Source organism: Deltaproteobacteria bacterium, assembly GCA_016219225.1.
GTDB lineage: Bacteria > Desulfobacterota > RBG-13-43-22 > RBG-13-43-22 > RBG-13-43-22 > RBG-13-43-22.
Window position 1 is genome coordinate 1 of the sequence record JACRBX010000319.1, and the last position, 23,938, is coordinate 23,938.

General features: G+C 50.5%; 22 protein-coding genes. 15 read left to right on the forward strand and 7 right to left on the reverse strand.

Features of this window, described 5'->3' with window-relative positions; genetic code table 11:
* On the forward strand, positions 1-466 hold a 466-nt coding region (gene sat / locus HY879_25550; protein MBI5606710.1), incomplete at its 5' end, for a sulfate adenylyltransferase.
* Between the two features lie 72 nt (positions 467-538).
* On the opposite strand, the gene HY879_25555 is transcribed toward sat, so the two are convergent.
* The 3 genes from HY879_25555 to HY879_25565 form a co-directional block, all read right to left on the reverse strand.
* Positions 539-1,468: a D-alanine--D-alanine ligase gene (locus HY879_25555; GenBank protein MBI5606711.1), complete on the reverse strand. Its 930-nt coding sequence runs from the start codon at positions 1,466-1,468 to the stop codon at positions 539-541.
* The gene (gene mobB / locus HY879_25560) at positions 1,465-2,139 is read right to left on the reverse strand and encodes a molybdopterin-guanine dinucleotide biosynthesis protein B (GenBank protein MBI5606712.1); all 675 of its coding nucleotides are present in this window, start codon (positions 2,137-2,139) and stop codon (positions 1,465-1,467) included. Before mobB ends, HY879_25555 begins: the two co-directional genes overlap by 4 nt.
* A gap of 77 nt (positions 2,140-2,216) precedes the next feature.
* Entirely contained in the window at positions 2,217-2,399 is a 183-nt protein-coding gene (locus HY879_25565) for a hypothetical protein (protein ID MBI5606713.1), read from the reverse strand.
* 220 nt (positions 2,400-2,619) lie between these two features.
* Here HY879_25565 and HY879_25570 point away from each other — a divergent pair, with 220 nt between their 5' ends.
* Together HY879_25570 and HY879_25575 are read left to right on the forward strand one after the other, a co-directional pair.
* Positions 2,620-3,561, forward strand: coding sequence for a universal stress protein (locus tag HY879_25570; protein ID MBI5606714.1), 942 nt, complete (start codon positions 2,620-2,622; stop codon positions 3,559-3,561).
* Complete coding sequence (locus HY879_25575; GenBank protein ID MBI5606715.1) at positions 3,546-5,114, forward strand: DUF4445 domain-containing protein; 1,569 nt, start codon at positions 3,546-3,548, stop codon at positions 5,112-5,114. Before HY879_25570 ends, HY879_25575 begins: the two co-directional genes overlap by 16 nt.
* Positions 5,115-5,255: 141 nt before the next feature.
* Here HY879_25575 and HY879_25580 read toward each other — a convergent pair whose 3' ends face one another.
* Positions 5,256-6,431: an MFS transporter gene (locus HY879_25580; protein ID MBI5606716.1), complete on the reverse strand. Its 1,176-nt coding sequence runs from the start codon at positions 6,429-6,431 to the stop codon at positions 5,256-5,258.
* Between the two features lie 122 nt (positions 6,432-6,553).
* Positions 6,554-8,920: an endonuclease MutS2 gene (locus tag HY879_25585; GenBank protein MBI5606717.1), complete on the reverse strand. Its 2,367-nt coding sequence runs from the start codon at positions 8,918-8,920 to the stop codon at positions 6,554-6,556.
* Between the two features lie 263 nt (positions 8,921-9,183).
* Here HY879_25585 and HY879_25590 point away from each other — a divergent pair, with 263 nt between their 5' ends.
* The 9 genes from HY879_25590 to HY879_25630 all read left to right on the forward strand — a co-directional run bounded on the left by HY879_25590 (position 9,184) and on the right by HY879_25630 (position 17,525).
* Positions 9,184-9,699, forward strand: a complete 516-nt coding sequence (locus HY879_25590) for an NUDIX domain-containing protein (GenBank protein ID MBI5606718.1) — start codon at positions 9,184-9,186, stop codon at positions 9,697-9,699.
* Between the two features lie 106 nt (positions 9,700-9,805).
* On the forward strand, positions 9,806-10,408 hold the full coding sequence (locus HY879_25595; GenBank protein ID MBI5606719.1) for a TetR/AcrR family transcriptional regulator: 603 nt from the start codon (positions 9,806-9,808) through the stop codon (positions 10,406-10,408).
* Positions 10,409-10,587: 179 nt separating this feature from the next.
* Positions 10,588-11,547 carry an alpha/beta hydrolase gene (locus tag HY879_25600; GenBank protein MBI5606720.1) on the forward strand — a complete coding sequence of 320 codons (960 nt, stop codon included), beginning with the start codon at positions 10,588-10,590 and terminating at the stop codon, positions 11,545-11,547.
* Positions 11,548-11,695: 148 nt separating this feature from the next.
* A complete protein-coding gene (locus tag HY879_25605) occupies positions 11,696-11,860 on the forward strand; it encodes a hypothetical protein (protein MBI5606721.1) in 165 nt (54 codons plus the stop codon).
* Positions 11,861-12,188: 328 nt separating this feature from the next.
* Positions 12,189-12,335, forward strand: a complete 147-nt coding sequence (locus HY879_25610; GenBank protein MBI5606722.1) for a hypothetical protein — start codon at positions 12,189-12,191, stop codon at positions 12,333-12,335.
* 42 nt (positions 12,336-12,377) lie between these two features.
* Positions 12,378-12,566 (forward strand): hypothetical protein, encoded by a 189-nt coding sequence (locus HY879_25615; protein MBI5606723.1) that lies wholly within the window; start codon positions 12,378-12,380, stop codon positions 12,564-12,566.
* A gap of 225 nt (positions 12,567-12,791) precedes the next feature.
* Positions 12,792-14,525 (forward strand): NAD+ synthase, encoded by a 1,734-nt coding sequence (locus tag HY879_25620; GenBank protein ID MBI5606724.1) that lies wholly within the window; start codon positions 12,792-12,794, stop codon positions 14,523-14,525.
* A 174-nt stretch (positions 14,526-14,699) separates the two neighbouring features.
* Positions 14,700-17,237 (forward strand): ATP-dependent helicase HrpB, encoded by a 2,538-nt coding sequence (gene hrpB, locus HY879_25625; GenBank protein ID MBI5606725.1) that lies wholly within the window; start codon positions 14,700-14,702, stop codon positions 17,235-17,237.
* A 72-nt stretch (positions 17,238-17,309) separates the two neighbouring features.
* Positions 17,310-17,525, forward strand: coding sequence for a DUF3795 domain-containing protein (locus HY879_25630; protein MBI5606726.1), 216 nt, complete (start codon positions 17,310-17,312; stop codon positions 17,523-17,525).
* Between the two features lie 155 nt (positions 17,526-17,680).
* Here HY879_25630 and HY879_25635 read toward each other — a convergent pair whose 3' ends face one another.
* A complete protein-coding gene (locus tag HY879_25635; protein MBI5606727.1) occupies positions 17,681-18,025 on the reverse strand; it encodes an SEC-C domain-containing protein in 345 nt (114 codons plus the stop codon).
* A gap of 648 nt (positions 18,026-18,673) precedes the next feature.
* Between HY879_25635 and HY879_25640 the strand changes: the two genes are divergently transcribed.
* The 3 genes from HY879_25640 to HY879_25650 all read left to right on the forward strand — a co-directional run bounded on the left by HY879_25640 (position 18,674) and on the right by HY879_25650 (position 23,111).
* A complete protein-coding gene (locus tag HY879_25640) occupies positions 18,674-19,981 on the forward strand; it encodes an HD-GYP domain-containing protein (GenBank protein MBI5606728.1) in 1,308 nt (435 codons plus the stop codon).
* 174 nt (positions 19,982-20,155) lie between these two features.
* Positions 20,156-21,568 (forward strand): dephospho-CoA kinase, encoded by a 1,413-nt coding sequence (locus HY879_25645; protein ID MBI5606729.1) that lies wholly within the window; start codon positions 20,156-20,158, stop codon positions 21,566-21,568.
* Positions 21,569-21,581: 13 nt separating this feature from the next.
* Positions 21,582-23,111, forward strand: coding sequence for an AMP-binding protein (locus HY879_25650; protein ID MBI5606730.1), 1,530 nt, complete (start codon positions 21,582-21,584; stop codon positions 23,109-23,111).
* A gap of 243 nt (positions 23,112-23,354) precedes the next feature.
* On the opposite strand, the gene HY879_25655 is transcribed toward HY879_25650, so the two are convergent.
* Positions 23,355-23,660 (reverse strand): HigA family addiction module antidote protein, encoded by a 306-nt coding sequence (locus HY879_25655; GenBank protein ID MBI5606731.1) that lies wholly within the window; start codon positions 23,658-23,660, stop codon positions 23,355-23,357.
* Positions 23,661-23,938: the final 278 nt, after the last annotated feature.

The following is a 23,938-nucleotide window of genomic DNA, read 5'->3' on the forward strand; positions in this document are numbered from 1 at the left end:
AGACAAGGTCCTTCAGGGCGGTTATCCGCTGGATATGCGTTATGCCGGCCCCCGTGAAGCCCTGCTTCATGCCACCTTCCGTCAAAATTACGGGTGCTCCAGGATGATTATCGGCCGTGACCATGCCGGTGTTGGTGATTTCTACGGCATGTTTGAAGCCCAGACCATTTTTGACAAGATTCCCAAGCCGGCCGGCGGAAAAGCCTTGCTTTGCACCCCGCTAAAGATCGACTGGACATTTTACTGCTACAAATGCGACGGCATGGCTTCTTTGAGAACCTGCCCCCACGACAAGAAAGAGCGCGTCATGCTGAGCGGTACGGCACTGCGTAAGGGCCTGTCCGAAGGCACGCCGATTGCCGAACATTTCGGTCGCGAGGAGGTGCTGGATATTCTCCGAGAATACTATGCCGGTCTGGATGAAAAAGTTGAGGTCAAGCTGCATGGGGCTGCTACCGGAAAATAATCCCTTCGGTTTGTTTTGAAAAACTAAAAAGGAGATACTGTAAAAAGTATCTCCTTTTTTTGTTTTGTAATCTTATTTCTCTAAGGCCAATTCAATCAACCGATCCAATAAGGCACCGAAGGTCAATCCTGCGGCCTGGGCCGCTTGGGGAAGGAGGCTGGTCGCTGTCATTCCGGGAATGGTATTGGTTTCCAAAAGAATTATTTCTTCCCCCCGGACGATCATGTCAGTACGGCTGTAACCCCGAAGCTCAAGGACCTTATGGGCCCGCAGGGCATATTCCTGGGCCAGCCGGGTGACCTGTTCCGGCAATTCGGCCGGACAGATTTCTTTGGAGGCCATCTCCTTATACTTGGCCTCGTAATCAAAAAATTGATAGGCCGCGGAGGGAATGATCTCGACAATGGGCAAGGCCTGGAGAACCTGATTTCCCAGAATCCCGCCGGTTATTTCCCGGCCTTTTATATATTCTTCGAGCAAGACCTCCTTATCCAGGGCAAAGGCTTGTTCAATGGCCTTTGAAAGTTCGTCCAAAGTGTTAGCCATCCGGATTCCGATACTGGACCCCTCGGTGTTGGGCTTCACGACAACAGGCCACCCCAGTTCTTCGACCAACGGGTCCATGACCAGACGCTCCCCTCGCCGGACAACCCGGTCCCTGGCCACGGGCAAACCTTCCTGCCGGTACAAGGCCTTGGTCAAACGCTTGTTCATGGCCACGGCGCTGCCAAGGACCCCGGACCCCTGGTAGGGAATACCCAATAATTCCAACAGCCCTTGGACCGTCCCGTCTTCTCCAAACCGGCCATGGAGGATGATCAAAGCCACATCAATCCGGGGGGCATCGGCCACCAGACGGGGCAGGCTGTCCTTTAAATCATAGATCAGGATCTCATACCGCTCGGGATTCAAAGCCTTTTGGACTTCAGCCCCACTTTTAAGAGAAATCGCCCGTTCATTGGAAAGGCCTCCTATCAGTAAAGCCACCCGGAGTTTTTTCATAAAGGCTGACCCTTATCCGGAAGCTGTATCTTGACCTCAATTGCCCGGGAATCCTTAAATCCTTTTAGAGGGGAAAGCATCCCCATAAGGCCGCTTTTGACTATTTCCTGAACAAAGTGGTTCATTGGGATATTCTTTCCATCCAGGATAACCCGGATCGATGGCCTGGTCCGGTCTTTCAAAAAACGGTCTTCCAAAATTTGAACCAGGCCTTCGGGATCATCCGGTTTAAAATGGGGCAGATCGGAGCGGACAGGCTTTTCCCCCACCGTGGCGACAATACTCCCTTTTATTTCCTGCAAAAGTTGTTCTTCTTTTCCTTTGGTCATTACCACAATTTTGGGTTTGTCTCCTTGTTTAAACCCTTCGGTCAGGATGATGTCCCGGTCGTGAAAAAAAGACTGTTCAATCCTATCCAAAAGCATGGCCTCAGTTTCTTCCAATTTTCCTAAATATCCGATTTGACCGGATCCGATCAATACCACACCATCGGCTCCGGCTTTTCCGAATTTATGCGTATCCTTACCTGATTGATCAAGGGAAAACGCATGACCGGTATGTTTAATCACCCCCACGGAATAACCTTTGGCTTTCAGAATAGGGATTACTTTCTCCAACAAAGACGTCTTGCCGCTGTTGGAATAACCGACAACAGAGAGGATCAGGGGCATAGTTTTCAACTCCTTTGGTAAGAAAATAAAGTTTCAAGATGCAAGATGCAAGTTTCAGGTATGAAAAAACCTTAAATCTATTCGGTTTTTCCGGTGAAAAAACGAATCAGAAAATCACTATCCTTCGGGGACAGGTCAAACCTTTTGCCGGCCTCTTCAATGAGATCGATCAGGGCCGGTTTGGGGATTAACTCCTGCTGTTCGTTTATCCATTGTATGGCTCTTCGCAGGATCTCTCCTTCGGGCAGTTTTACGGTCATGAGTATTGAACACCTCCTTAAATCCATCAATGATTACGAACTTGTCAAAGATAGAGGATGGTTTTATTTTATTATTTTATACTTTTTCCTTTCAAAGGCAAACTTAAAAAAACAGGATTGAAACCAGCGGGGCTCCTGAAACAATTTTGGGTTGCCTTTGCCCCTGATGTGGGTTAATCTCCTTTCAAACGCATCTTCGGAGGGATGATACCGGGAGGACATGATGGAAAAAAAACTGCTTCTGGCCATAGACGGCTCCAGGAATTCCTTGATGGCCCTGGATTATGTAAACTATCTGTTTCGATCCTGCCCGGAGGTAACCCTGATCTTGTTCCATGTCCTTCCACCCATACCTCCCATTTACAAGGAAGAGGGCCTGCTGGATCCCATGGCCCAGAAATATCTCGTCCAGTGGAAGAAAAAGCAGCAGGAGGCCATTGAAGGGGTCTTAAAAAAATCGAAAGACAAGTTAATTAAATCCGGTTGGCCCGAATCCCGGGTCCAGATTCGGGCCCGGGAAAAACGGATCGGGGTAGCCCGTGACATTTTGTTTGAGGCTCAAAAAGGCCTTTACGATGCCGTTGTCATCGGCCGTCGCGGGTTAAGCAAAGCCGTTGAAGTTTTTTTAGGCAGTGTTTCCAACAAGGTTATTCAAGGGGCCGGGGATTTACCGGTTTGGGTGGTTGGGGGAAGGATCATCAACCCCAGAATACTGGTAGCCGTCGACGGATCTGAAAACGCCAAACGGGCCGTAGACCATCTCTCCTTCATCCTTGGTTCCCGTACAGAAGAAGCCATAGAAATCCTTCTGCTGTATGTCTGGCCCGGATTGATCACCCTTTCCGGCCCCAGGGTCATTCCCAACCTTTCGGCCTTTCCAATCGGCAGGGAAAAGGTTGAAAAAAGGATAACCCCTTTTCTGGATCAATGCCAGGCCATGCTCCTGGAAGCCGGACTATCTCCATCTCAAATAAAAAGAAAAATTTGTATGAAATGTTCCGATATCGGCAAAGCCATCCTTTCAGAAGCGGAAAAAGGCGGCTATGGGACCATTGTGATAGGCCGGAGAGGGATTTCCAAAACGCAGGAATTTTTCATGGGCAGTGTCTCCAACAAAATCCTGCAGCAGGCCGGAGATAAGTCGGTATGGATAGTCGGTTAATGGATCCTAAAACCCCGTTAGTCAAAAAAATATTCCTCAAGATACCTCCCCCCAGTCTAAAGGATAATACTGCCGAGCTGGATCGATTGAAAAGACACATTAAAAATGAAACCGGGATAGAATCCCTGGCCATCCCCTTCGGGCAAATCCCTGCCTGGGTTTCCCTCCTTCGGGAAGCCGAATATCAGGTTACCGCTACGATTGCCATGACCCCTCCTTTGTGCTCCCTCTTCAACCTGGAACACGGTGATACCAGCCGGAGAAATTTCGGTCTGGCCGTTGACCTGGGTACAACCAGAATGGCCTATCAGCTTTGGGATCTGGCGCAAGGAAAATTATTAGCCGAGACCAGCGGTGAAAATCCTCAGACCCGTTTAGGTGCCGACATATTGACCAGAATTCATTGGGCCGAATCTCCCGGTCATCTCAAGGAATTGCAGGCCAGCGTCCTCCATGAAATCAATCAAATCCTCAAACAACTGGGGAAAGCCTGCCGGATCGCTCCTCAGGAAGTCACCGCCCTGGCCCTGGCCGGTAATACCACGATGACCCATCTCTTCCTTGGGCTCAATCCGGCCTCGATCTGCCGGGAGCCCTATATCCCGGTTCTGAATACAGTTGCCCCCCTGGCCGCTGAGGACCTGGGATTAATCCTCCACCCCCGGGGGATAGTTTATGTTTTCCCCAATGTGGGCAGTTATCTTGGTGGAGATGTTTTGGCCGGAATCTTGAACTCCAGACTGCATCAACAAGAGGCCCTTTCTATGCTGGTGGATGTGGGAACCAATGCCGAAGTCGTCTTCGGCAATGCCGAGTGGTTGATCGGCTGCGCCGGAGCTGCCGGGCCGGCACTGGAAGGCGGAGTGGCCCGAATGGGTATGGTGGCTGAGGAAGGGGCCATTGAAAAGGTCCGGATCGACCCTCTAACCAAAAACCTTTCCTATTCCTTAATCGGGCAAGGACCCCCGAAAGGAATCTGCGGCTCCGGTCTGATCGATCTGACCGCTGAACTGTTTATGGCCGGCCTGCTGGATATCCGCGGAAAATTCAACAGAAAGATGCCCACCGACCGATGGATTGAAATAGAGGGGCAACCGGCTTACCTGCTGATTCCCAAAGAGGAATCAGCCACACAGCAGCCCATTGTTCTGACCCAGGTGGATCTCGACATCCTGCTCCGTTCCAAAGCGGCCATGTATACCATATTGACCACTCTGGTCCAATCCGTGGGTTTTACGTTAAATGACATCGAACAGTTTTTTGTGGCCGGAGCCTTCGGCAATCACATCGATCCCCGCCGGGCCATTATTTTGGGCCTCCTTCCGGACCTGCCTTTGGAACGCTATATCCCCCTGGGAAATACCTCCCTGAAAGGGGCCGCCGATGTGCTGTTGGATTATCAAAAAATTGAAGAGGTGAAAAGAATTGCCTCTAAGATCACCTATCTTGAGATGAATGTGAATCAGGATTTCATGAACCGCTTCAGCGCCGCCCGCTTTATCCCCCATACCGACCCCAGCCTGTTCCCATCGGTGAAGAGGGAACCGTTCTGATAATTTTCTAAGGGCTTAATTCGAAAATAGCATTCAGGGATCAGGGGTCGGGGGCCGGGGCTTAGTTGGAGACAACGTTTCATGTTTCAAGATGCAAGCGTAAAAATCTTGAACCCTGTACCCTGAACCTTGAACCGTATTTCATGATTCCTGGGATTTTTTTAAGACCTGGCTGTCCGGGATAAACAGATAAATAACCCCGGACAAACCTATTCCGGCCGCACACAGATACCAGGCCGGTCGAAAAGCCTCCGGCTGGTTCAAACCCTGAGGACCGGCCTCGACCACCAGGCCCATGGCCTGCATGAGAAAAGCCGCACCCAGCATGGTAAATAGATTCACCCCAGTCATGGCCGTGGCCATAACCTCAGCAGGAACCAGCTCCTTGATATGGGAATACATAATCTGTCCCGGGGCCGAGGCCAGACCTATGGCCAGAAACCAGAGATAAATCCAGACCGTCGGGATTCCCCTTGGTAAAAAGACCAGGGCCATGATCAATAAGGCCATCACCCAAAGAGAGGGGATGATGACCTTGTTGCGGGATCGGATCAGATGATCGCTGATCCGGCCGAAGAGGGGTAACCCGATCATTAAGCCCGCCCCCATTAATATGAGGGCATTTCCAGCGGTCAGGATATCCACCCCTAACCCGTTTACCAGATAGGGCCCGGCCCACAAACCTTGCAGGGCCATCACAAAGCCGTAACGGAAGAAAGCACTTAGGCCGATGCCCCAAAAAACCGGAAAGCTTAAGACGGTTTTTAATCCTTTAAAGGGATTCCCTCTGGTCTGATTTGAAGCCGGCCGGTCAGGGGGGCGATCCCGTACAATCAGGAAAAAGCCTATTGACAAAAGGACGTTGATCCCCGCAAATAACAAAAAACTCTTTCGCCATCCGAAGGTTTGAGCCAGAAAGGCCAGGGGGGTTGCCGCCAGGAGATTGCCCAAGACCCCTATGGAACCGATGACGCCGTTTAAAAAGGCAAAGCGGTTGACCGGAAACCAATAGGCCAGGAGGGTCAAGACCCCCATAAGATTACAGCTCATCCCGATTCCCATCAGGACCCGGGCCCAAACACATTGGGCGACAGTCTGGGCCAGGGCAAAGAGCAAGGCCCCGGCCACTCCAAGGATATTTAAGAGGGTTACTACAACCCGGGAACCGAAACGGTCCAGGGCCAGCCCTAAGGGCAACTGGCAGATAGCAAAGGCATAGAAAAATACGGAAGATAACAAGCCCAACTGGGAGGTAGTCAGGTTCAGGTCCTTGATCAAGTCCGGGCTGATAACGGTAGTGGATACCCGGTAAAACATAGACAGGACAAAAACGGCGCATCCTACCCAAAAAATGGCCCAGCCCCGGCGTGTATTTGAAGATGGATTAATTGAGTTCCTCCTGATTAGTTGTAATTGTACTTCCCATTAACCTCAAACCATTATTCCAATCGAATTATGGTAACCCCTTCACCGCCCTCCGGGCGGTCCCCTTTTCTGAAACCTTTCACCAGAGGGTGTCCGGTTAAATATTCCCGAACCGCCCTGGCCAGAACCCCGGTGCCCACCCCATGGACGATAAAAACTTCCGGCAGACCGGCTAAAGAAGCATGGTTTAAAAAAGGTTCTATCAAAGGAAGGGCGTCATCCACCCGCTGGCCGATCAGGTTGATACGGGAAGGAGCCGCCTCCCGGGAGACCAGCACCCCGGAGATGGCCTTTTTGGCAATATTCGGAGACCCTTCTTTGAACCCGATGTCTGTCATAGAGACCTCGATCTCCCTCCCCTCGGCCCGGACCCTTAAACGGTTCTGTTTCAACAAAACAGCCAATACCAGGGCGTCACAGCCCAGGGACCGGATAAAAACATGATCGCCTTCATGGAGAGACTCTATGGCCGGGCTGTCCGCCCTCAGACCTTTGGCTTCCCTTAGTTTCTGAGTAATGGATTGCTCTTCTTCCCTTAATTTTTGGAGGACTTGGCGCCGATCGGCCTTGTCTTTTTTTTTGACCTCTTCCAGCCATAAATTCATCTTGCCTTTGGTCTGACCCAGAATTTCCGCGGCCTCCTGATAGGCCCTGGCCAGGATCTCTTTTTGGCGATCTTCGGTCTCTGTCAGGAGCCTGTTTACTTTACGGCTTTCCTCAGCCACGACTTCCTGTTGCCTGGTCAAATCCTCAAGCCCTGTTTCGTATTCTCTCCTTTTTCGATTCAAGTCGGCCACCAATTGCTCAAAGCCTTCTTCCCTGCCGGATAAAAGTTTTAAGGCCGTTTCCAGGATCGGTTCCGGCAGGCCGTACTGCCGGGCGATCTCAAGGGCATGGGATTGTCCCGGCTCGCCCATCCGCAGCCGATACAAAGGGCTCAGGGTCTTTTGGTCAAATTCCATGGAGGCATTGACCATCCCCTCCGTGCGATGAACAAATCCCTTGATCTCCGTCAGATGGGTGGTGGCCAGCACCAGGGCCCCTTTGTCCTGGAGATTTTTTAACACCGCACAGGCGATAGCCGACCCCTCCACCGGATCCGTACTGGTACCCAGTTCATCCATCAGGATCAAGGTCTTTTCATTGGCCCGACTCAATATCCCGGTAATCCTGGAGATATGTGCCGAAAAAGTGGACAGGCTGCTTTCAATGGATTGTTCATCTCCGATGTCGGCCAGGAGGTCATGGAGCAAAGGAAAACGGGAGGCTGAATCGGCCGGAACCGGCAGGCCGGACAAGGCCATAAGCAGAAGCAGTCCGGTGGTCTTAAGGGCAATGGTCTTCCCGCCGGCATTGACCCCGGTAATGACCATTACCGTTTCTTGGTCTCCTAAATCAAGATGCAAAGGGACCACCGCTTTCCCCGGCCCTTTTCGTTCGAAAGACAGGGCCAGAAGGGGATGGCGGGCCTTGACCAAACGGATCGTGCCCCCTTCGTGCACTTCCGGAGGCTCCATATGCAGCCGGTCGGCCAGATCGGCCAGGCAGGAGAGGAGATCCAGGTGAACCAGTATCTCCTGATCGGCCTCCAGATCGTCGGCCCTTTGGCGGATCATGGTGGAGAGTACCCTGAGGATGCGGATCTCTTCGGCCTTTTGTTCGGCCATCAGGTTCTCCATTTGATTGGCCAGGCTGATGATATTCAATGGTTCGACAAAGGCTGTTTCACCGGTCCGGGAGACATCGTGGACTACCCCCGGCACCTGGGTCTTGGAATCCATACGCACCGGGATAACCCACCTCCCGGACCTCTGGGTGACAAAATCATCCTGTAAAAAAGCGGCTACCCGCGGCTCTCGAATGATCTCTTCCAGCTTCCTGCGAATCTGGGCCTCCAACTGGCGGATCTCCCTCCGTAATTCCATGAGCCAGGGAGAGGCCTGATCCAGGATGTTGCCTTCCGGATCCAAGGCCCTTTCCAGAAAGGTTAACAGTTCAGGGAAATCCCTTAATTCCCGGGTCAGGATCTCTAATTCCGGAAAGTATTCAGCTTCCCGGACTTGTTTGGGGATGTCCCTGGCCATGCGTAACAGCGGGTTAAAAGCGGAAAGTTCAAAAGATTCCAGTACCGCCCCTTCGGGCCGGGCCCTGTCCAGAAAGGATTTCAGATCATGAAAAGAATAAATGCCCAGAGGATTTCCCTCGGCCTTCATATTGCGTAATTCTTCCACCAGACGCTGCCTTTGGACAATAGGAGGCAGGCTTTCAAAAGGGCGGATATCCAAAACGGCCTGCCGGGTCGCCGGGCAATGGGCCTGTTCAGCCAGAACCCGCAGGAGTTTAGGGAATTCCAAAAGTTCAAGAGCATTTTCAGATATCATGGTTTTTCCCCTTTATATAGGTCTGTGCCCGTCTGTGAGGGTCTACGAAAAATTTATTTTTCAACTTATGCTTGCCTAAATTTCGATCTTTCTGTAAAAATACTATGAAATAAATTATCCGGAAAGGCAACAGGAAAGCCTTCTTAAACCCTCATGCCTTTGGGGGCGCAACGAAACATGAGAACAGATTCACGGTTCAAGGTACAGGGTTCAAGGTTTTTCACACTTGAAACTTGCATCTTGCAACTATCATTTTATAAGCTATGATTGAATCCACGAAAACAGAAACCCTGGAAGTGGTGGACGAAAACAATCAGGTCATCGGTACGGCCAGTCGCTGGGAAATCCATCAGAAGGCCTTGCGGCACCGCTCCGTTCACATCTTCATCTTCAATTCCAGAGGGGACCTCTATCTCCAGAAACGCTCCCCTGATAAAGATCAATACCCGGAGCACTGGGACTCTTCGGCGGCCGGACATACCGATCCCGGAGAATCGCCTTTGGAAACGGCCCAGCGGGAATTGATGGAAGAACTGGGGCTTCAGGTAAAGTTGACCGAAGTGCTTCAATACCCGGCCTGCCCGGAAACCGGCTGGGAATTCGCCACCCTCTTTAAGGGCCGGACCGATGATCCCATCCATCTCAATCTGGAGGAGGCCACAACCGGTGATTATTTTTCCCCCGATCAACTATCTCAATTCCTTAACGATCCCCTCCAAAAAATCGCTCCGGGTTTCCGGCTCTTGTATTCCCTTTATCATGGAAAATATTCTGAATAATCCGGCCCGTAGGGCCTACGCCCCGGAGGGAATGCCTCCAGGATTTCAGCAGATTAATATAGTCGGAAGTGATCTTGCCTTTAGAGAGAAGTAAAGTATTTTCATTATGCCGCCGAAAACAAGATTTTCTCAGAATGATATTATCGATGCAGCCTTTGAGGTTGTCCGTTCACAGGGAATGGATGCTCTCTCCGCTCGCAATATCGCCAGGCAGTTAAATTCTTCCACTCAGCCGATTTATTCTTATCTGAAATCAATGAAGGATTTGCAGGAAATAATTACGGAAAAGGCTTTTAATTTACTGATCTCTTATGAAACACAAAAACACACCGGCCATGTCGGCATCGACCGCAGTATCGGCAATGTCCTTTTCGCGAAAAAGGAAATTCGTCTCTGGCGTTTTTTACATGATACACGCAATCATTCCCTGGTTTCCCCATACTTTAAAAAAAGATTTGCCAGTATAGTTGGTGAAATTAAATCTACCGGTGCAAATCTTTCTCACGAAGATAATGAAAAATTTTTTTATATAGTCTGGTTCTTTCTTTACGGATTGTGCAGTATGGTTAACAATGCCTGTTCGGAAGGCGCAAAAGAAACAAAACCCATTTTTCAGGATGACGAAAGTATTTGTAAGCTTGTTATAGAGGGCATTCAATCAATCTGGATTGGTTTTAAACAAACTCACGAAATAAAACCGCCAACCTAACCAACTTATGCGTGCTTTTGGACTTGGAGGTTCACAACCACCGCCTTGTCGGATAGTTCGATTTACTAAAATTATTATATTTTTTGTCGCCATCTAATATTATTTCTTGACATTATATTATTTATGTTATATAACTACTGTTATAATTTAATTTTATTAATGAATTAATGAGGAAATAAATGCAAATAAAAACATTTTGCTTAGCTGTATTCACGCTAATGATATTTGGATTAATTTCCAGCGGGGAACAAATAATGAGCTGTTATGCGAATGAAACAGCACTTTCTTATGCAGACGTCTTATATCCGTATGCCGTAAAACATTTAACCATCAATGGTCAGAAGATGGCCTATTTTGATGAAGGCGCCGGAGCTGCTGTAATTTTTCTTCACGGCGTTTCCACTGATTTAAATAATTTTCTTATGCTGTATCCGAAATTTATCCAAAAAGGATTCCGAGTGCTTGGGCTGGACATGATCGGATATGGTAAGAGTGATAAACCAATCGTACAGTATTCTGTTGACTTTCACGCAACTACAGTAATTGAATTCATTAATAAACTCAAGCTAAAGAACGTGGCTTTAATTGGTCATAATAGCGGAGCAACGATTGCACTGAAGATTGCCCTTCAGGAACCTGCTTTGGTGCATTCTCTCATTTTATTATCTCCACTGGGCTTAACTTCTATCCCGGCAAGCTGGTTGGAACAATATAAACAGCATTATGATAGCGCTATGGGCATTACTTATACTGATCAAGCCCGCTTCAATTCCTATTTTCATTCGCTTGTTTACAAATGGAATCCATTTGCCGAAGAATTCCTCAAACAACGTTTGCGGCTGATACAGCATCCAGACTGGAAATTAACCATGAAAGCTGTCAAAGAAACAACATTCTCAGCGCTTGATGATACTGATAGCATTTTAAATAATATTAATACCATCAAAAAACCTGTACTTGTTTTCCTTGGACAAAACGATACTAACATTGATCCGGAAAATATTAAAAGCACGATTAGCGATCAAAATAAAAGTTGGCACATTATAATATTGAAGGAATGCGGCATGTTGGTTCACTTTGAACAGCCCCAAAGAGTTTTGGATGAGTCATTTGCCTTTTTGAAGAATGCGTTTAATTAGTGTTTGAATGAAGACACAATAACCTATTGACAGTTCGAGTTAAAACGTATTTATGAACCTGAAGATATTTGTTTTTTAGTTGGAAAACAATTGGGTGTGTGTTAAGATACCCTGCTTTCTTATAATACCTAATCGGCCAATCATTTTTATGGCCCGAACCGATGCCCCTATCCATCTCAACCTGGAAGAAGCCACTACCGGCGTTTTTTTCACTCCCGACCAATTAGCCAAGTTGCTGGCCGACCCTTTGCAAAAAATCGCTCCGGGTTTCCGGCTCTTGTATTCCCTCTATCATGGCAACTATTCTGAATAACCCGGCTTCCCAAAAAAATTCACTTGAAATATTAAATGGTTTTGGTATTTTAATCTAATTGCCTGATAAATTTCGCTCTTCTCACTAAAGAGCGGGGGAAAGCGGTGCAGCAAAAGATGCTTATAGGGCTCGAAAACTCGACCCAAATCATCTTAGGTGGATCACCTGAGGAGACTTTATGACAATTCAAGAACAAATTGATCTGGTTATTAAGGCAATTATTGCAGGTTACGCACCGGAGAAAATTATTCTTTTTAGGAATTTGAAATGTTAAAAGACGTGATCGGAACGGTCGTCTATTCAGCCAACAAATACGGGCAGGTTCTTTATGGATAAAACTGAGCTTATTGAACATCTCGTAAAGCAATGGATTAAAATAGCCGAAAGAGATTTGCTTACTGCCAAACAAGGATTGGAAGAGGTTCTTGATAGAGAGCCTGCGGTTACCGGGGAATATCTACCTTCCTCTATCTGAAAGAAGTGAGGCAATGGCAAAAATAGGCATTCGGAGGTAAAAATGAATACGGCAAAAGAAGAAATTCGAAAGATGTTGGAATATCTTCCAGATGACGTGTCTTTTGAAGATATTCAATATCATATCTATGTACGGGAAAAAATCTCACGTGGGCTGAAGGATATTGAGGAAGGCAACATTTTAAGTCAGGAAGAGGTCGAAGAAAGAATGGCCAAATGGCTCGCAAGGTGATTTGGACTGCAACTGCCTGGTGTGATCTTGAGGCAGTTGCCGAATATATCGATAAAGATTCTACTTATTATGCAGCAACGATTGTTCGTCAGGCCCGTGACGCTGCTAAGTCATTAGCTCATTTATCAGAACGAGGGCGTGTAGTCCCCGAATTTAACGATTCAAACATTCGGGAGCTTTTTCTTGGTAATTATCGTCTTATTTATCAGTTAAAGGAATCATTCAATGGCTCTACGTATTGCCCTGGCCCAAATCAACGCCACCGTGGGGGATTTATCCGGCAACCGCAAGAAAATCCTGGAAGGGCTGGAAAAAGCCCGCGAAATGGGGGCCGGTCTGGTGGCCTTTCCGGAACTGGCCATTACCGGTTATCCGCCGGAAGACCTGTTGCTTAAACCGGACTTCGTGGAATCGGCCCAGGAGATGTTAATTCAGATGGCCCCGGCCACCAAAGGCTTGATAGCCATAATCGGCGGGCTGTGGGTCGAAGATGATCTCTACAACGGGGCGGCCGTCTTTTCCGACGGACAATTGATCACCGTCTACACAAAGCATTTTCTGCCCAATTACGGGGTCTTTGATGAAAACCGCTATTTTCAGGTGGGTCAAAAAAACCCGGTCTTTCGGTTTCAGGAGGGCCTTTTCGGGGTCAGCATCTGTGAAGACATCTGGTATCCCACTGGCCCCCCCCATTTCCAGGCCGGCATCGGCGGTGCCCAGTTGTTGATCAATATCTCATCTTCCCCGTATTACCTGGGAAAGGGCCGGGACCGGGAGCGTATGCTGGCCACCCGGGCCACGGATGATCTCTCCTTCCTGGCATACTGCAATCTGGTAGGGGGCCAGGATGAATTGATCTTTGACGGGCAAAGCATGATCTTTGACCCCCAGGGGGAACTGATCGCCCGGGCCGGGCAGTTCGTGGAAGACCTCCTGGTGGCTGATTTGGACCTGAAAGAGGCCTTCCGCTGGCGCCTGTTTGACCCCCGCCGGCGCAAACAAGCCCAGGAACCCGGAGCCGAGATTCAGGAAATCAAGATCCCCGAATTCCAAACAAGCCAAAGTGCCACAACCCATCCCCCCCAAAAGGCCTCCCCATTATCCCAGGAGGCCGAAGTGTATCAGGCTCTGGTCTTAGGCACGAAAGATTATTGCCGGAAAAACGGTTTCAGCAAAGTGGTGGTTGGTCTTTCCGGGGGTATCGACAGCACTCTGACGGCTGTTATTGCCGCCGATGCGCTGGGACCGGACCGGGTTTACGGTGTTGCCATGCCCACCCGTTATTCCTCTTCCCACAGCCTGGAAGATGCCGAACTTTTGTCCCGGAATCTGGGGATCCATTTCCATAACATTCCTATCGAACCGGTCTTTCAAGCCTATCTGGAGATCCTCAAACCCCATTTTAAGGACCTGCCCGAAGACCTGACCGAAGAGAACCTCCAGCCCAGGATCCGGGGAACCCTGCTCATGGGCCTGTCCAATAAATTCGGTTGGCTGGTTTTGACCACGGGCAATAAAAGCGAAACCGGGGTGGGCTATTCCACCCTTTACGGGGATACGGCCGGAGGCTTTGCCGTGTTAAAAGACGTCCACAAAACGCTGGTCTATGCCTTAAGCCTTTATCGCAATCAAATCCAGGGAAAGGAAGTGATCCCCCAAAGGGTTTTGGAAAAACCCCCCTCGGCAGAACTGCGGCCCGATCAAAAGGATTCGGATTCCCTGCCGCCCTATGATCTATTGGACCCCATCCTGGGGGCCTATGTGGAAGAGAGCTGTTCCCTGGATGAAATCGTTCAAAGGGGCTTCGAACCGGGAATGGTGGAAAGGGTTATTCGTATGGTGGATCGCAATGAATACAAGCGCCGGCAGAGCCCTCCGGGCATCAAAATTTCCCCCCGGGCCTTTGGCAAGGACTGGCGCCTGCCGATTACCAATCGGTATACAGGAAAGTCCTCCTGATCTGATCTGAATAGATGCGTTTCATCAAGAGTGGGCAGACCCCTTTACCAAAGTCGGGCCATGGATGAAATCACCATGCGCGAGATGGAGGCGCTCTGACGACGCTCACCTATAAGTTCGAGGCCTTACTTTCGATAGGCCCGGCTGGTCTTGTGACCAATCGGAGTAAAAGTTATGCTCCACCAAAAATCCTTGCCCATTGATCCTATCCTTCCCGGGTTGAAGGAAGCCATCCGTTCCTATTCAGCCGTGGTTCTCCAGGCACCGCCCGGATCCGGAAAAACGACCCGGGTCCCGCCGGCCCTTCTTGAAATCTTCCCCCCGGAAAAAGGCCGGATTGTCATGCTCGAACCTCGCCGGTTGGCTGCCGTTTCGGCTGCGCGCTGGATGGCCCGGGGACTCGGCGAAAAAATCGGCCAGACCCTGGGCTATTCGATCCGGTTTGACAACCGCCTGACGGACAAAACCCGCATCGAGGTGGTCACCGAGGGCATCCTCATCCGGCGCATAGCCTCAGACCCCACCCTCGAGAGCGTGGCTATGGTCATCTTCGATGAATTCCATGAAAGAAGCCTTCAAGCCGACCTGGCCCTGGCCCTGTGCCTCGATGTCCGGAAAAGCCTTAGACAAGATCTCAAAATCCTGGTGATGTCGGCCACCATGAACTGCGGCCCCATAGCCGATCTTCTGGGGAGTGCGCCCATCATCTCCGCTGGGGGCCAGACCTTTCCTGTTGAAGAACGATATTGCCCCCAAAACGGCGACAGACCCCTGGATGAAAGGGTTACCGAGGCCGTGGCCGAGGCTGTCCGGGAAACCGGGGGAGACCTACTCGTTTTTCTCCCCGGCGCTGGAGAGATATTGAGGACCGCTGATTCGCTGAATAAGCTGCCCGGGGGAAGAAAGGGAGAATTTGCCATTCATCCCCTTTACGGGGACCTGCCTTTTGAGGAACAGGAAAGGGCTATTCTTCCTTCCCAAAAACGTAAGGTGGTCCTGGCAACGAACATCGCTGAAACAAGCCTGACCATCGAAGGGGTTAGTGTGGTCATCGACAGCGGACTGGCCCGGAGACTTCAGTATGACCCCAGGACAGGAATGAACCGCCTCCTCACCGTCACGATCTCCCGTGCATCGGCAGAACAACGCAAAGGGCGGGCAGGCCGCCTGGGTCCCGGCGTTTGTTATCGCCTTTACAGTCGCCATGTCCTTCAGTCCATGCTGCCCTATAGCCCACCGGAGATACTCTCTGTGGACCTGGCTTCCCTTGTCCTTGAACTGGCAGCCTGGGGGGTCAAAGACCCGGGGACTCTGTCCTGGCTCGATCCGCCACCGAACCCGGCCAGGGAAGAGGCCATGAGGCTCCTTACGGACCTGGGCGCTCTGGACTCCGAGGGGACCCTGACCAAAATCGGCAGGGATATGGCCCATCTGCCCCTTCATCCCCGCCTCAGCCGCTTGCTGGCAAAATCTTCCGAACTCGGCTGCCCCCGGCTGGGCGCCGATCTGGCCGCTCTCCTCTCGGAACGGGATATCCTTCGTCCGGGGGCCTCCGCCGGGAGAGAATCGAGAAAAGGGACGGACATCGGCGGGCGACTCGACATGCTTCGGGAATGGCGGAAAAACAAAATAGTCCCTCCGGGCGGTGATCCATGGGCCTTGCGGGCCGTTGATCGGGTTTCGCAAGAGCTCATGAAAACCCTGAAGCCTAAATCCAAAACGGTTGCAGAAAAAGAGCCGACGATGATCCCCCGGTTGCTGATAAACACCTACCCCGATCGAATCGCCAAGAAAAGAGAAGAAGGCGCCGGGCGGTTTCTCCTGACCCGGGGGCCGGGTGTGCGGGTCACCGAAAGAGATCCCCTGGCCGGGAGTCCTTTTATCATCGCTGCCCATGTGGATGCCGGCCAAAGGTCCGAGGGCCGGGTGCATCTGGCCGAACCGATTACCGAGGCCATTATTCGACAGGAAATGGGGGCTCGGATTGAATGGCTGCGGCGGGTGGTCTGGGATAAAAAGGAGGGACGGATCATCTCGGCCCTGGAGGAACGGCTGGGCTCGCTTATGCTTTCCATGAAACCCTTAAATCCTTCGGATGAAGAAACGGCCCTTATTCTCTGTGCAGCCATACGATCCGCTGACCTTTCAATTCCCTTCACCCAGGAAGCCAGGCAACTCCAAGGCCGGGTCAGTCTGATGCGCCGGACCTTCCCCGAAGAGCACTGGCCGGACCTGTCCGACGAGAATCTACTTTCCAACCCTGAAGAATGGTTATTGCCCTTCCTTTCAGGCATCCGCACCCGTGATCAACTTGCCGGACGGGATACCCTCCCTCCCATGCTTTCCCGGCTATCCCGGGAACAGAAGCGCCTTCTTGAGAAGCGCGCCCCGGCCTCCCTGGTTGTTCCGAGCGGCCATCATATCCCCCTGGATTATGCTTCGGGCCAAGTCCCGATTCTCGCCGTAAAATTACAGGAGATGTTCGGACAGGCCGATACGCCGACGGTGGCCGAGGGGCGTGTGAAGGTCCTCATCCACCTTCTGTCGCCGGCCCGCCGGCCCGTCCAGGTCACCCAGGACTTGAGGGGCTTCTGGAATAAGGGCTATGTCCAGGTCAAGAAAGAGTTGAAAGGACGTTATCCCAAACACCCCTGGCCCGATGACCCCTGGAGCGCCGTCCCGAGCAGGCAGACAACCGGCCGCAGAAGCTAATCTTGCTTTACCATTTCCGTATTAGGGAGAAACCCTATGAGCCATCAACAGGATTTTCAGGACTAAAAAAGACTGAGCGCCGTATGCGGGCTGTTTTGCCCCGCTTGCACGATATTTATCGGTACCACCGAAGACCCTCAAAGACTTGAAGCGATTGCCGAACGTTTTGGACAACCGGTAGAAGCCTGGAAATGCGAAGGGTGTCGTTCGGGAAAACGAAGTTATTACTGCGAAAACCTTTGTCAAATGGGGACTTGCGCGGCTAAAAAAGGCCTTGAGTTTTATTGAAGCCTATCGATCCAAACCGAAATGATGGAGGCTTGAAATGCCCCTTCCCCGGAAATGGTGGAATACGCCGCTAAGGAGCGAAACGACATTTCGTTCCGAGGTATGGGGATATAGGAGATTTTTTTGATGATCGACGATCTACTTCGAGTCCATCATTATCGACCACAGCATTTTTTATACTTATTCCCACTCCCACAGGGGCAGAGCGCATTGCGTCCAATTTTGATTTCGGCTGTCTTTGGTTTTGGTGGATTCAACAATCTTTCTAAATTGGTAATATCCTCTGGTTCATCGGGTTCCAATTTAATTAAATATTTCCAGTCGTGTTCTTCAAAAATGGATACTATTTCTTGCATTCTTTCTTCTGTTTGGACTTGAACAACAGCGGGATTCTTTTCCGAACCTAATTTGGCGGTCCTTTTAACAGCAAAACTATTTGTCCTCTTTTCCCCGGCAAAAGTTTTTGCTTTTTTTGCATTATCAACAAATATTTTTCCCATCTTTTCCTTTAAGAAGAACGGTAGGTTTCGTTTGCTTCACCCCACCCCACATAACTGGTTCCATCCTGAAACTGTAATTTCCCAGATGGAGTTGCATCCGGAACTCCTGGATCTCCGGATGAAAACTTATTAACATCAGCCGGCAGGAGAACCCATGGAGGCCGCCTCCAAAGCCTGGTCGGCCTCTCTGCCATTCTGAAATTCCGCCTGTCAAGGTTTTCTTTTGGGTTGCTTGTCCTGATTTCTTTTTGCCTTTTGATCCTGTTTGCTTGTTTTCTGTTTCTGACCCTTATCCTTATCCTTCTTGCCTTTGTCTCCCATGGCCTACCTCCTTGTCGTGTTGTTCTTCATTAAGAATTTGCTGTTTGATTATAAGATTATAAAACAAGAAAAAGATAGAAGCAAGGAGTAAAAAACAGGCTGAAGGCAAGGGGATGGGATCGTTGACCAGGGAAAGGGTTTCGAGAAAAATCCCACGTTTTTGATTCCCTGAAAGATTATTTTTCTCTCTTTTTTAGGCTTATGATATACTACGCCGTACGCTAAGCTTCCAGGCCGGAGGGGACAGCTGACTTTGTCAGGAAAAGGGGACGGCTGATTGACGAAATGCTGATCGCTGCCGGCTTTTCACTCCATTAAGGGTGACATATGACTGAATACAAAGTAGATATTGATCAATTACGGGTTGGCGTCTTTATCAGACTGGATATGAAATGGTTTTCTCATCCCTTTCTGGTCAATAGTTTTAAGATCACTAATCCCTCGATGATCGAAACCCTGCGCGAGATAGGGCTGAAAAGCGTTGTCTGCTTGCCCGAAAAGAGCGATGTCCTCCCCTATCCTCCCAAGAAAGAGATCGTAACCGTTCCTCCTGCCGGCGATTCGGAGCCGTTGAGTAACGAGATGAAAAAATTATGGGAGGAAAAAAGAGAAAGGATCGAACAGTTAAAGAAGCGCCGCGAAAACATGGCCCAATGCGAAAGGCGGTTTGAATCCGGGGTGGGGATGGTAAAAAATGTGATGAGAAATATCCATACCGGCTCTCCGAAGTCTATTGAAGAGGCCGATGTGTTGATGCGCGATCTGATCGAATCCTTGATGGTTGATAAAGAGTCCTCTGTTCAACTGATGAATACCGAACTGGGAAGTCAGAATGTTTTTTACCACTCCCTGAATGTCTCGGTACTTTCCATGATCCTGGGGAGAGAGTACGGACTGGATCCCGGGCAACTGAGAATCCTGGGACTGGGTGCACTCTTTCATGATATCGGCAAAAACCGGGTGCCCAAGAATATTCTCACCAAAACCGATCCGCTGACCCCGGCGGAAACCAGTTTCCTGCAACTTCATCCCAAGTACGGGGAGGAAATCGTCTCCCAAACGCCCTCTTTTCCGAAAGAGTCGGCTGATATTGTCCTTCATCATCATGAAAGATGGGACGGGAAAGGATACACCGACAAACTGACCGGAAACAAAATATCCGTTTTGACCAGGATAGCCTCGATCGCCAATATCTATGATAATTACTGCAACCGCTTGGATCCGAGGGATTCTCTAACGCCTTATGAGGCCCTTTCCCGGATGTTCGCCAAGGAGAGGGATGCCTTTGATGAAAACCTTTTGGCCCTCTTTATCCAATGTCTCGGAATTTACCCTCCGGGCACGATTGTCAAGCTTTCCAATGGTCTTGTGGGTATTGTAATCACCGTGACGCGACATAATCCCTTGAGGCCCAGTATCGTGGTCTACGATCCCTTAATTCCCAAGGACGAGGCCCTTATCTATGATCTGCGGGATGACCCCAACCTATCTATCGAGCGCAGTATTCGGCCCCTGCATCTTGACCCGGAGATTTTCGAATATTTGAGTCCCCGGACCCGCATTACCTATTATATTGCGGACTCCGAATCCGTTGCCCCAACGGCCAAGACCGGACAGGTCCCCGGCCCGAAATAATCCCGGGAGGCCCATCCTTTTTATGCCCTCAAAGGCCCTTTAATAAACCCAAAAAAAATAAAGAAGCCTGTTGATCTCGGCGGATCGACGTGATAGGGTTTTTTTCTGAATCAGGCTGTCCGCCGCAATACGGCAATGGTCAGGCCGGACCTATTAAGAAAGGAGTTTTTGTCTATGGGAGGACCCGTTAACTGGGAAAAATTGATCAGAAGAATGGAGCAGTTGTTGCGGCTGAAGTCCTTTCCGGTGGCCTTCAAGATGTTAGAGAAAAAGGAGGCCCTGGGCCAAATCCCTTTTTTACGGCGTCCCCAGGGCAAGAGAACCCTGTGCCAACTGATTAATCTGGTCAGGAATTTTGACTGGACCGTGGGGGCCGATCTGGACGATTTTCTTTCTCCCATGTGCCCTTCTATCATAGGCCTGACCGACACGCCCGGGGTCTATAAAGACGGCACCTTCCGCAGTATCGTCTGGGTGAAGACCAAGGCGGACGGGAAAAAGTATGAAGCCGCCATCCCCCGGCTCCCTTTGGGCCAATACCAGGCCGTGGCCATGGCCCCTCTGGTTTACAACCCCTTTGAGCCGGATATCGTCCTGATCTATGCCAACCCGGCTCAAATGATTCTCCTGATCAATGCCCTTCAGTTTGAGGATTATACGGTCATGCAGTTTTACTGCGTCGGAGAATCCTCCTGCTCGGACGCCATTGCCCGTTGCTATTTGAACGGAAAACCCTCGCTGACCATCCCCTGTTACGGAGAGCGGCGTTACGGCCACGCCCAGGACGAGGACCTGGTCATGGCCCTGCCGGCCGGGATGATGGAAAAGGCCTTAAGGGGCCTGGAAGCCCTTTACAAAAGAGGCATCCGCTATCCGATCAGTTTTGCCGGTGCGGAGCAGGATCTGTCCAGCGCCTTCCCTATGGCCTATGGGGGAGTAGCCCAGATCGAGGCGGTTCGCGGCCACGACCAGCGGCTGCTCCTAGGGGTCACCGGCGGCATCGCCAGCGGGAAGACCACGGTAGCCAATATGTTGAAAGCGTTGGGGGCGCCGATCGTTGATTTTGATCTGATCTCCAGGCAGGTGGTGGAACCGGGGCAACCGGCCCTTAAGGATATTGTGGATTATTTTGGAAAACAGGTCCTCAATGAGGATGGGACCATGAACCGGAAAAAGGTTTCAGACATCGTCTTCCGGGATTTCGAGAAAAGAAAAAAATTAGAGGGCTTTATCCATCCGCGCCTGGGCGAAATCGTCAACAGACAGATCAATACCTATGCGGCCAAAGATCCCGAGGCGGTCATCCAGGTGGTCGTTCCGCTGATGATTGAATTCAATATGCAGTGGATGTATGACAAACTCTTGTTAGTCTATATTACCCCGGAAATGCAGATAAGCCGGTTGGCCGAGCGGGACGGCATCAGCCGGGAAGAGGCAGCCAATATCCTCAAATCCCAGCTTCCCATCGATGAAAAATTGGGCTATGCCGATTTTGTGATTTATAATGATAAGTCTTTGGAGGAAACCAGAAAGCAGGTCGAGGAACTCTGGCAAACTTTGAAAAAACTTCAAAAAGAAAAGGGTTGAAAAGGAGGGGGATATGGGACAGAGAGACTATACGATTTATGACGCCATCAGCCGTAATGCCGCACTTTATCCTGAAAGGGAAGGGATTGTTTTTCAGGATGTCCGACTGACCCACCGGCAATTTAAAACAAAATGCGATCACCTGGCCGCCGGGCTTATCCGCCTGGGTGTCCGGGAAGGGGACCGCCTCGGAGTCGTGGCCCAAAACTGCCATGAGTTTATGATCCTTTACGGGGCGGCCGCCAAGATAGGGGCCATCCTGCTGCCGGTCAACTGGCGTTTTCAGCAGGATGAGATGGAATATGTCCTCATGGACTGCACCCCGAAATTGATCTTTGCCGGTCCGGGGTTTCGACAAAGTGTGACTGAGGCCCGGGGTAAGTTGGCCTCCGTCGAGCACTATTTTACCATCGGGGGTGGAGAGGTGCCTCAAGGATTTTTTTCCTTTGAGACGCTTTATAATGCCGAGGGGGACCATGAAGAGATGGATATCCCGGCGGACGCCGGCTTCGTCATTATCCATACGGCCGCTGTGGCCGGCCGGCCCCGTGGGGCCCTTCTGAGTCAGAGGAATATCATCAGTATCAACCAGGAAATGATGCACAGTTACGGCCTTGGGCCGGCGGATTGCCTCCTTTTCATCCTGCATCTTTTTCACATTGCGGCCTTATCCCTGGCTATGGCCGTCCTGCAGGCCGGGGGGAAAAACGTCATTGTCGACCGCTTTGATCCGGAGCTGACTTTAAAATTGATCGGGAAGGAAAAAGGGACCACCTTTTTCCACTTTGCCCCTATTCTGAAGATGCTCATAGACAAATATGAGGAACTGGGAGGCGGATTCGATCTGTCCAGTCTCCGGATGGTGGGAGGACTCGACCATCCCGATAATCTCAAAAGGTTTAAGGAGATGGTCCCCCAGATTAATTTCTTGACCGGATTCGGCCAGACCGAGGCCATGGGGGTCACCGGCGGCCGGATCGAGGATAGACCGGGCAGCGCCGGCCGGCCGACCCATATTTCCAGAGTGGCCCTTTTTGACGATTATGACCGGGAAGTCCCCATCGGGACCGTTGGGGAAATCTGTGTGCGCGGTCCGGCGGTTTTCCTGGGCTACTGGGGCCTGGAAGAAGACAATGCCTACACCTTTCGCAATGGCTGGCATCATACCGGAGATATGGGCCGTTTCGATCAGGACGGCTATCTCTGGTATGTGAAGCGCAAGGCGGAAAAGGAGTTGATCAAACCGGGTGGGGAAAATGTCTACCCGGTGGAGGTGGAAAAGGCCATCCTGGGCCATGAGGACGTTTCCGAAGTGTGCGTCATCGGTGTCCCCGATCGCCAGTGGGGGGAGGCCATCAAGGCCGTCTGTGTCTTGAAAGAAGAGAAGTCTTTGGCGGAAGATCTCTTGATCGAGTTTGTGGCGGGTAAAATCGCCCGTTATAAAAAACCCAAATTCGTGGTCTTCGTGGAGGCCCTGCCCAAAACCAGGGAAGGGGAGGTGGACCGGGACCAGGTGAAAAAAGAGCACGGGGGGAAATACTGATATCGGATTTTGGGTATCAATTTAGCTTTTTGAAATATCTTGGCACGGATTTCACGGATAGACACAGCAAAGCAAAAATGATTATCCATCTCTCGGCCTTCGGCGGATGCCGGTCTCAAGAAAACGAATGCCCGTTTTCTTGAGAAATAAAGAGCATTATCCGCGTTTATCCGTGAAATCCGTGCCAAAAAATAATTCTTTTATTTTTTCCAAACGCGACAAGGATGTGTTTTTGGTCAATTTTTAAGCCGCCCGGGAGAATGGCCGGACTTCCGCATCGAGCTTGTTCTGCAAAAGGTCCAGCGCCACCTCCATATCATAATGCGACTGAAGATTAAGCCAGAATTGTGCTTCCATATTGAAAAAGCGGCCAAGACGGAGTGCGGTGTCGGCCGTAATGGCGCGCCGACCGTGGACGATTTCATTAATACGGCGCGGTGTCACGCCGATGTCTTTGGCCAACCGGTATTGGCTGATCCCTAATGGCTCCAGAAACTCCTTTAAAAGAATTTCACCGGGATGAATTGGGGGAAAATCACGTTTGGTCATAAGTCACCTCTTAATTGCTTTTAGGTAAACCCCCGGCTCTGCCGGGGGACTCCCAGAGTTCGACAATTCCGGGAGTGGGGGTTTTCAGTATCGACAACGAGGAATTAATGTTTTCCATTTGAAGACCAAACCTTGACTTGACCGTCATTCCGGCGAAAGCCGGAATCCAGTGATTCTAAAAGGTTTGGGAAAAGCCCTGGACCCCGGCTTTCGCCGGGGTGACGGCTACGCGGGTTTTGGTTTTTGTTTGTGAGCCCCTTTGAGGGGCTTAAATATTC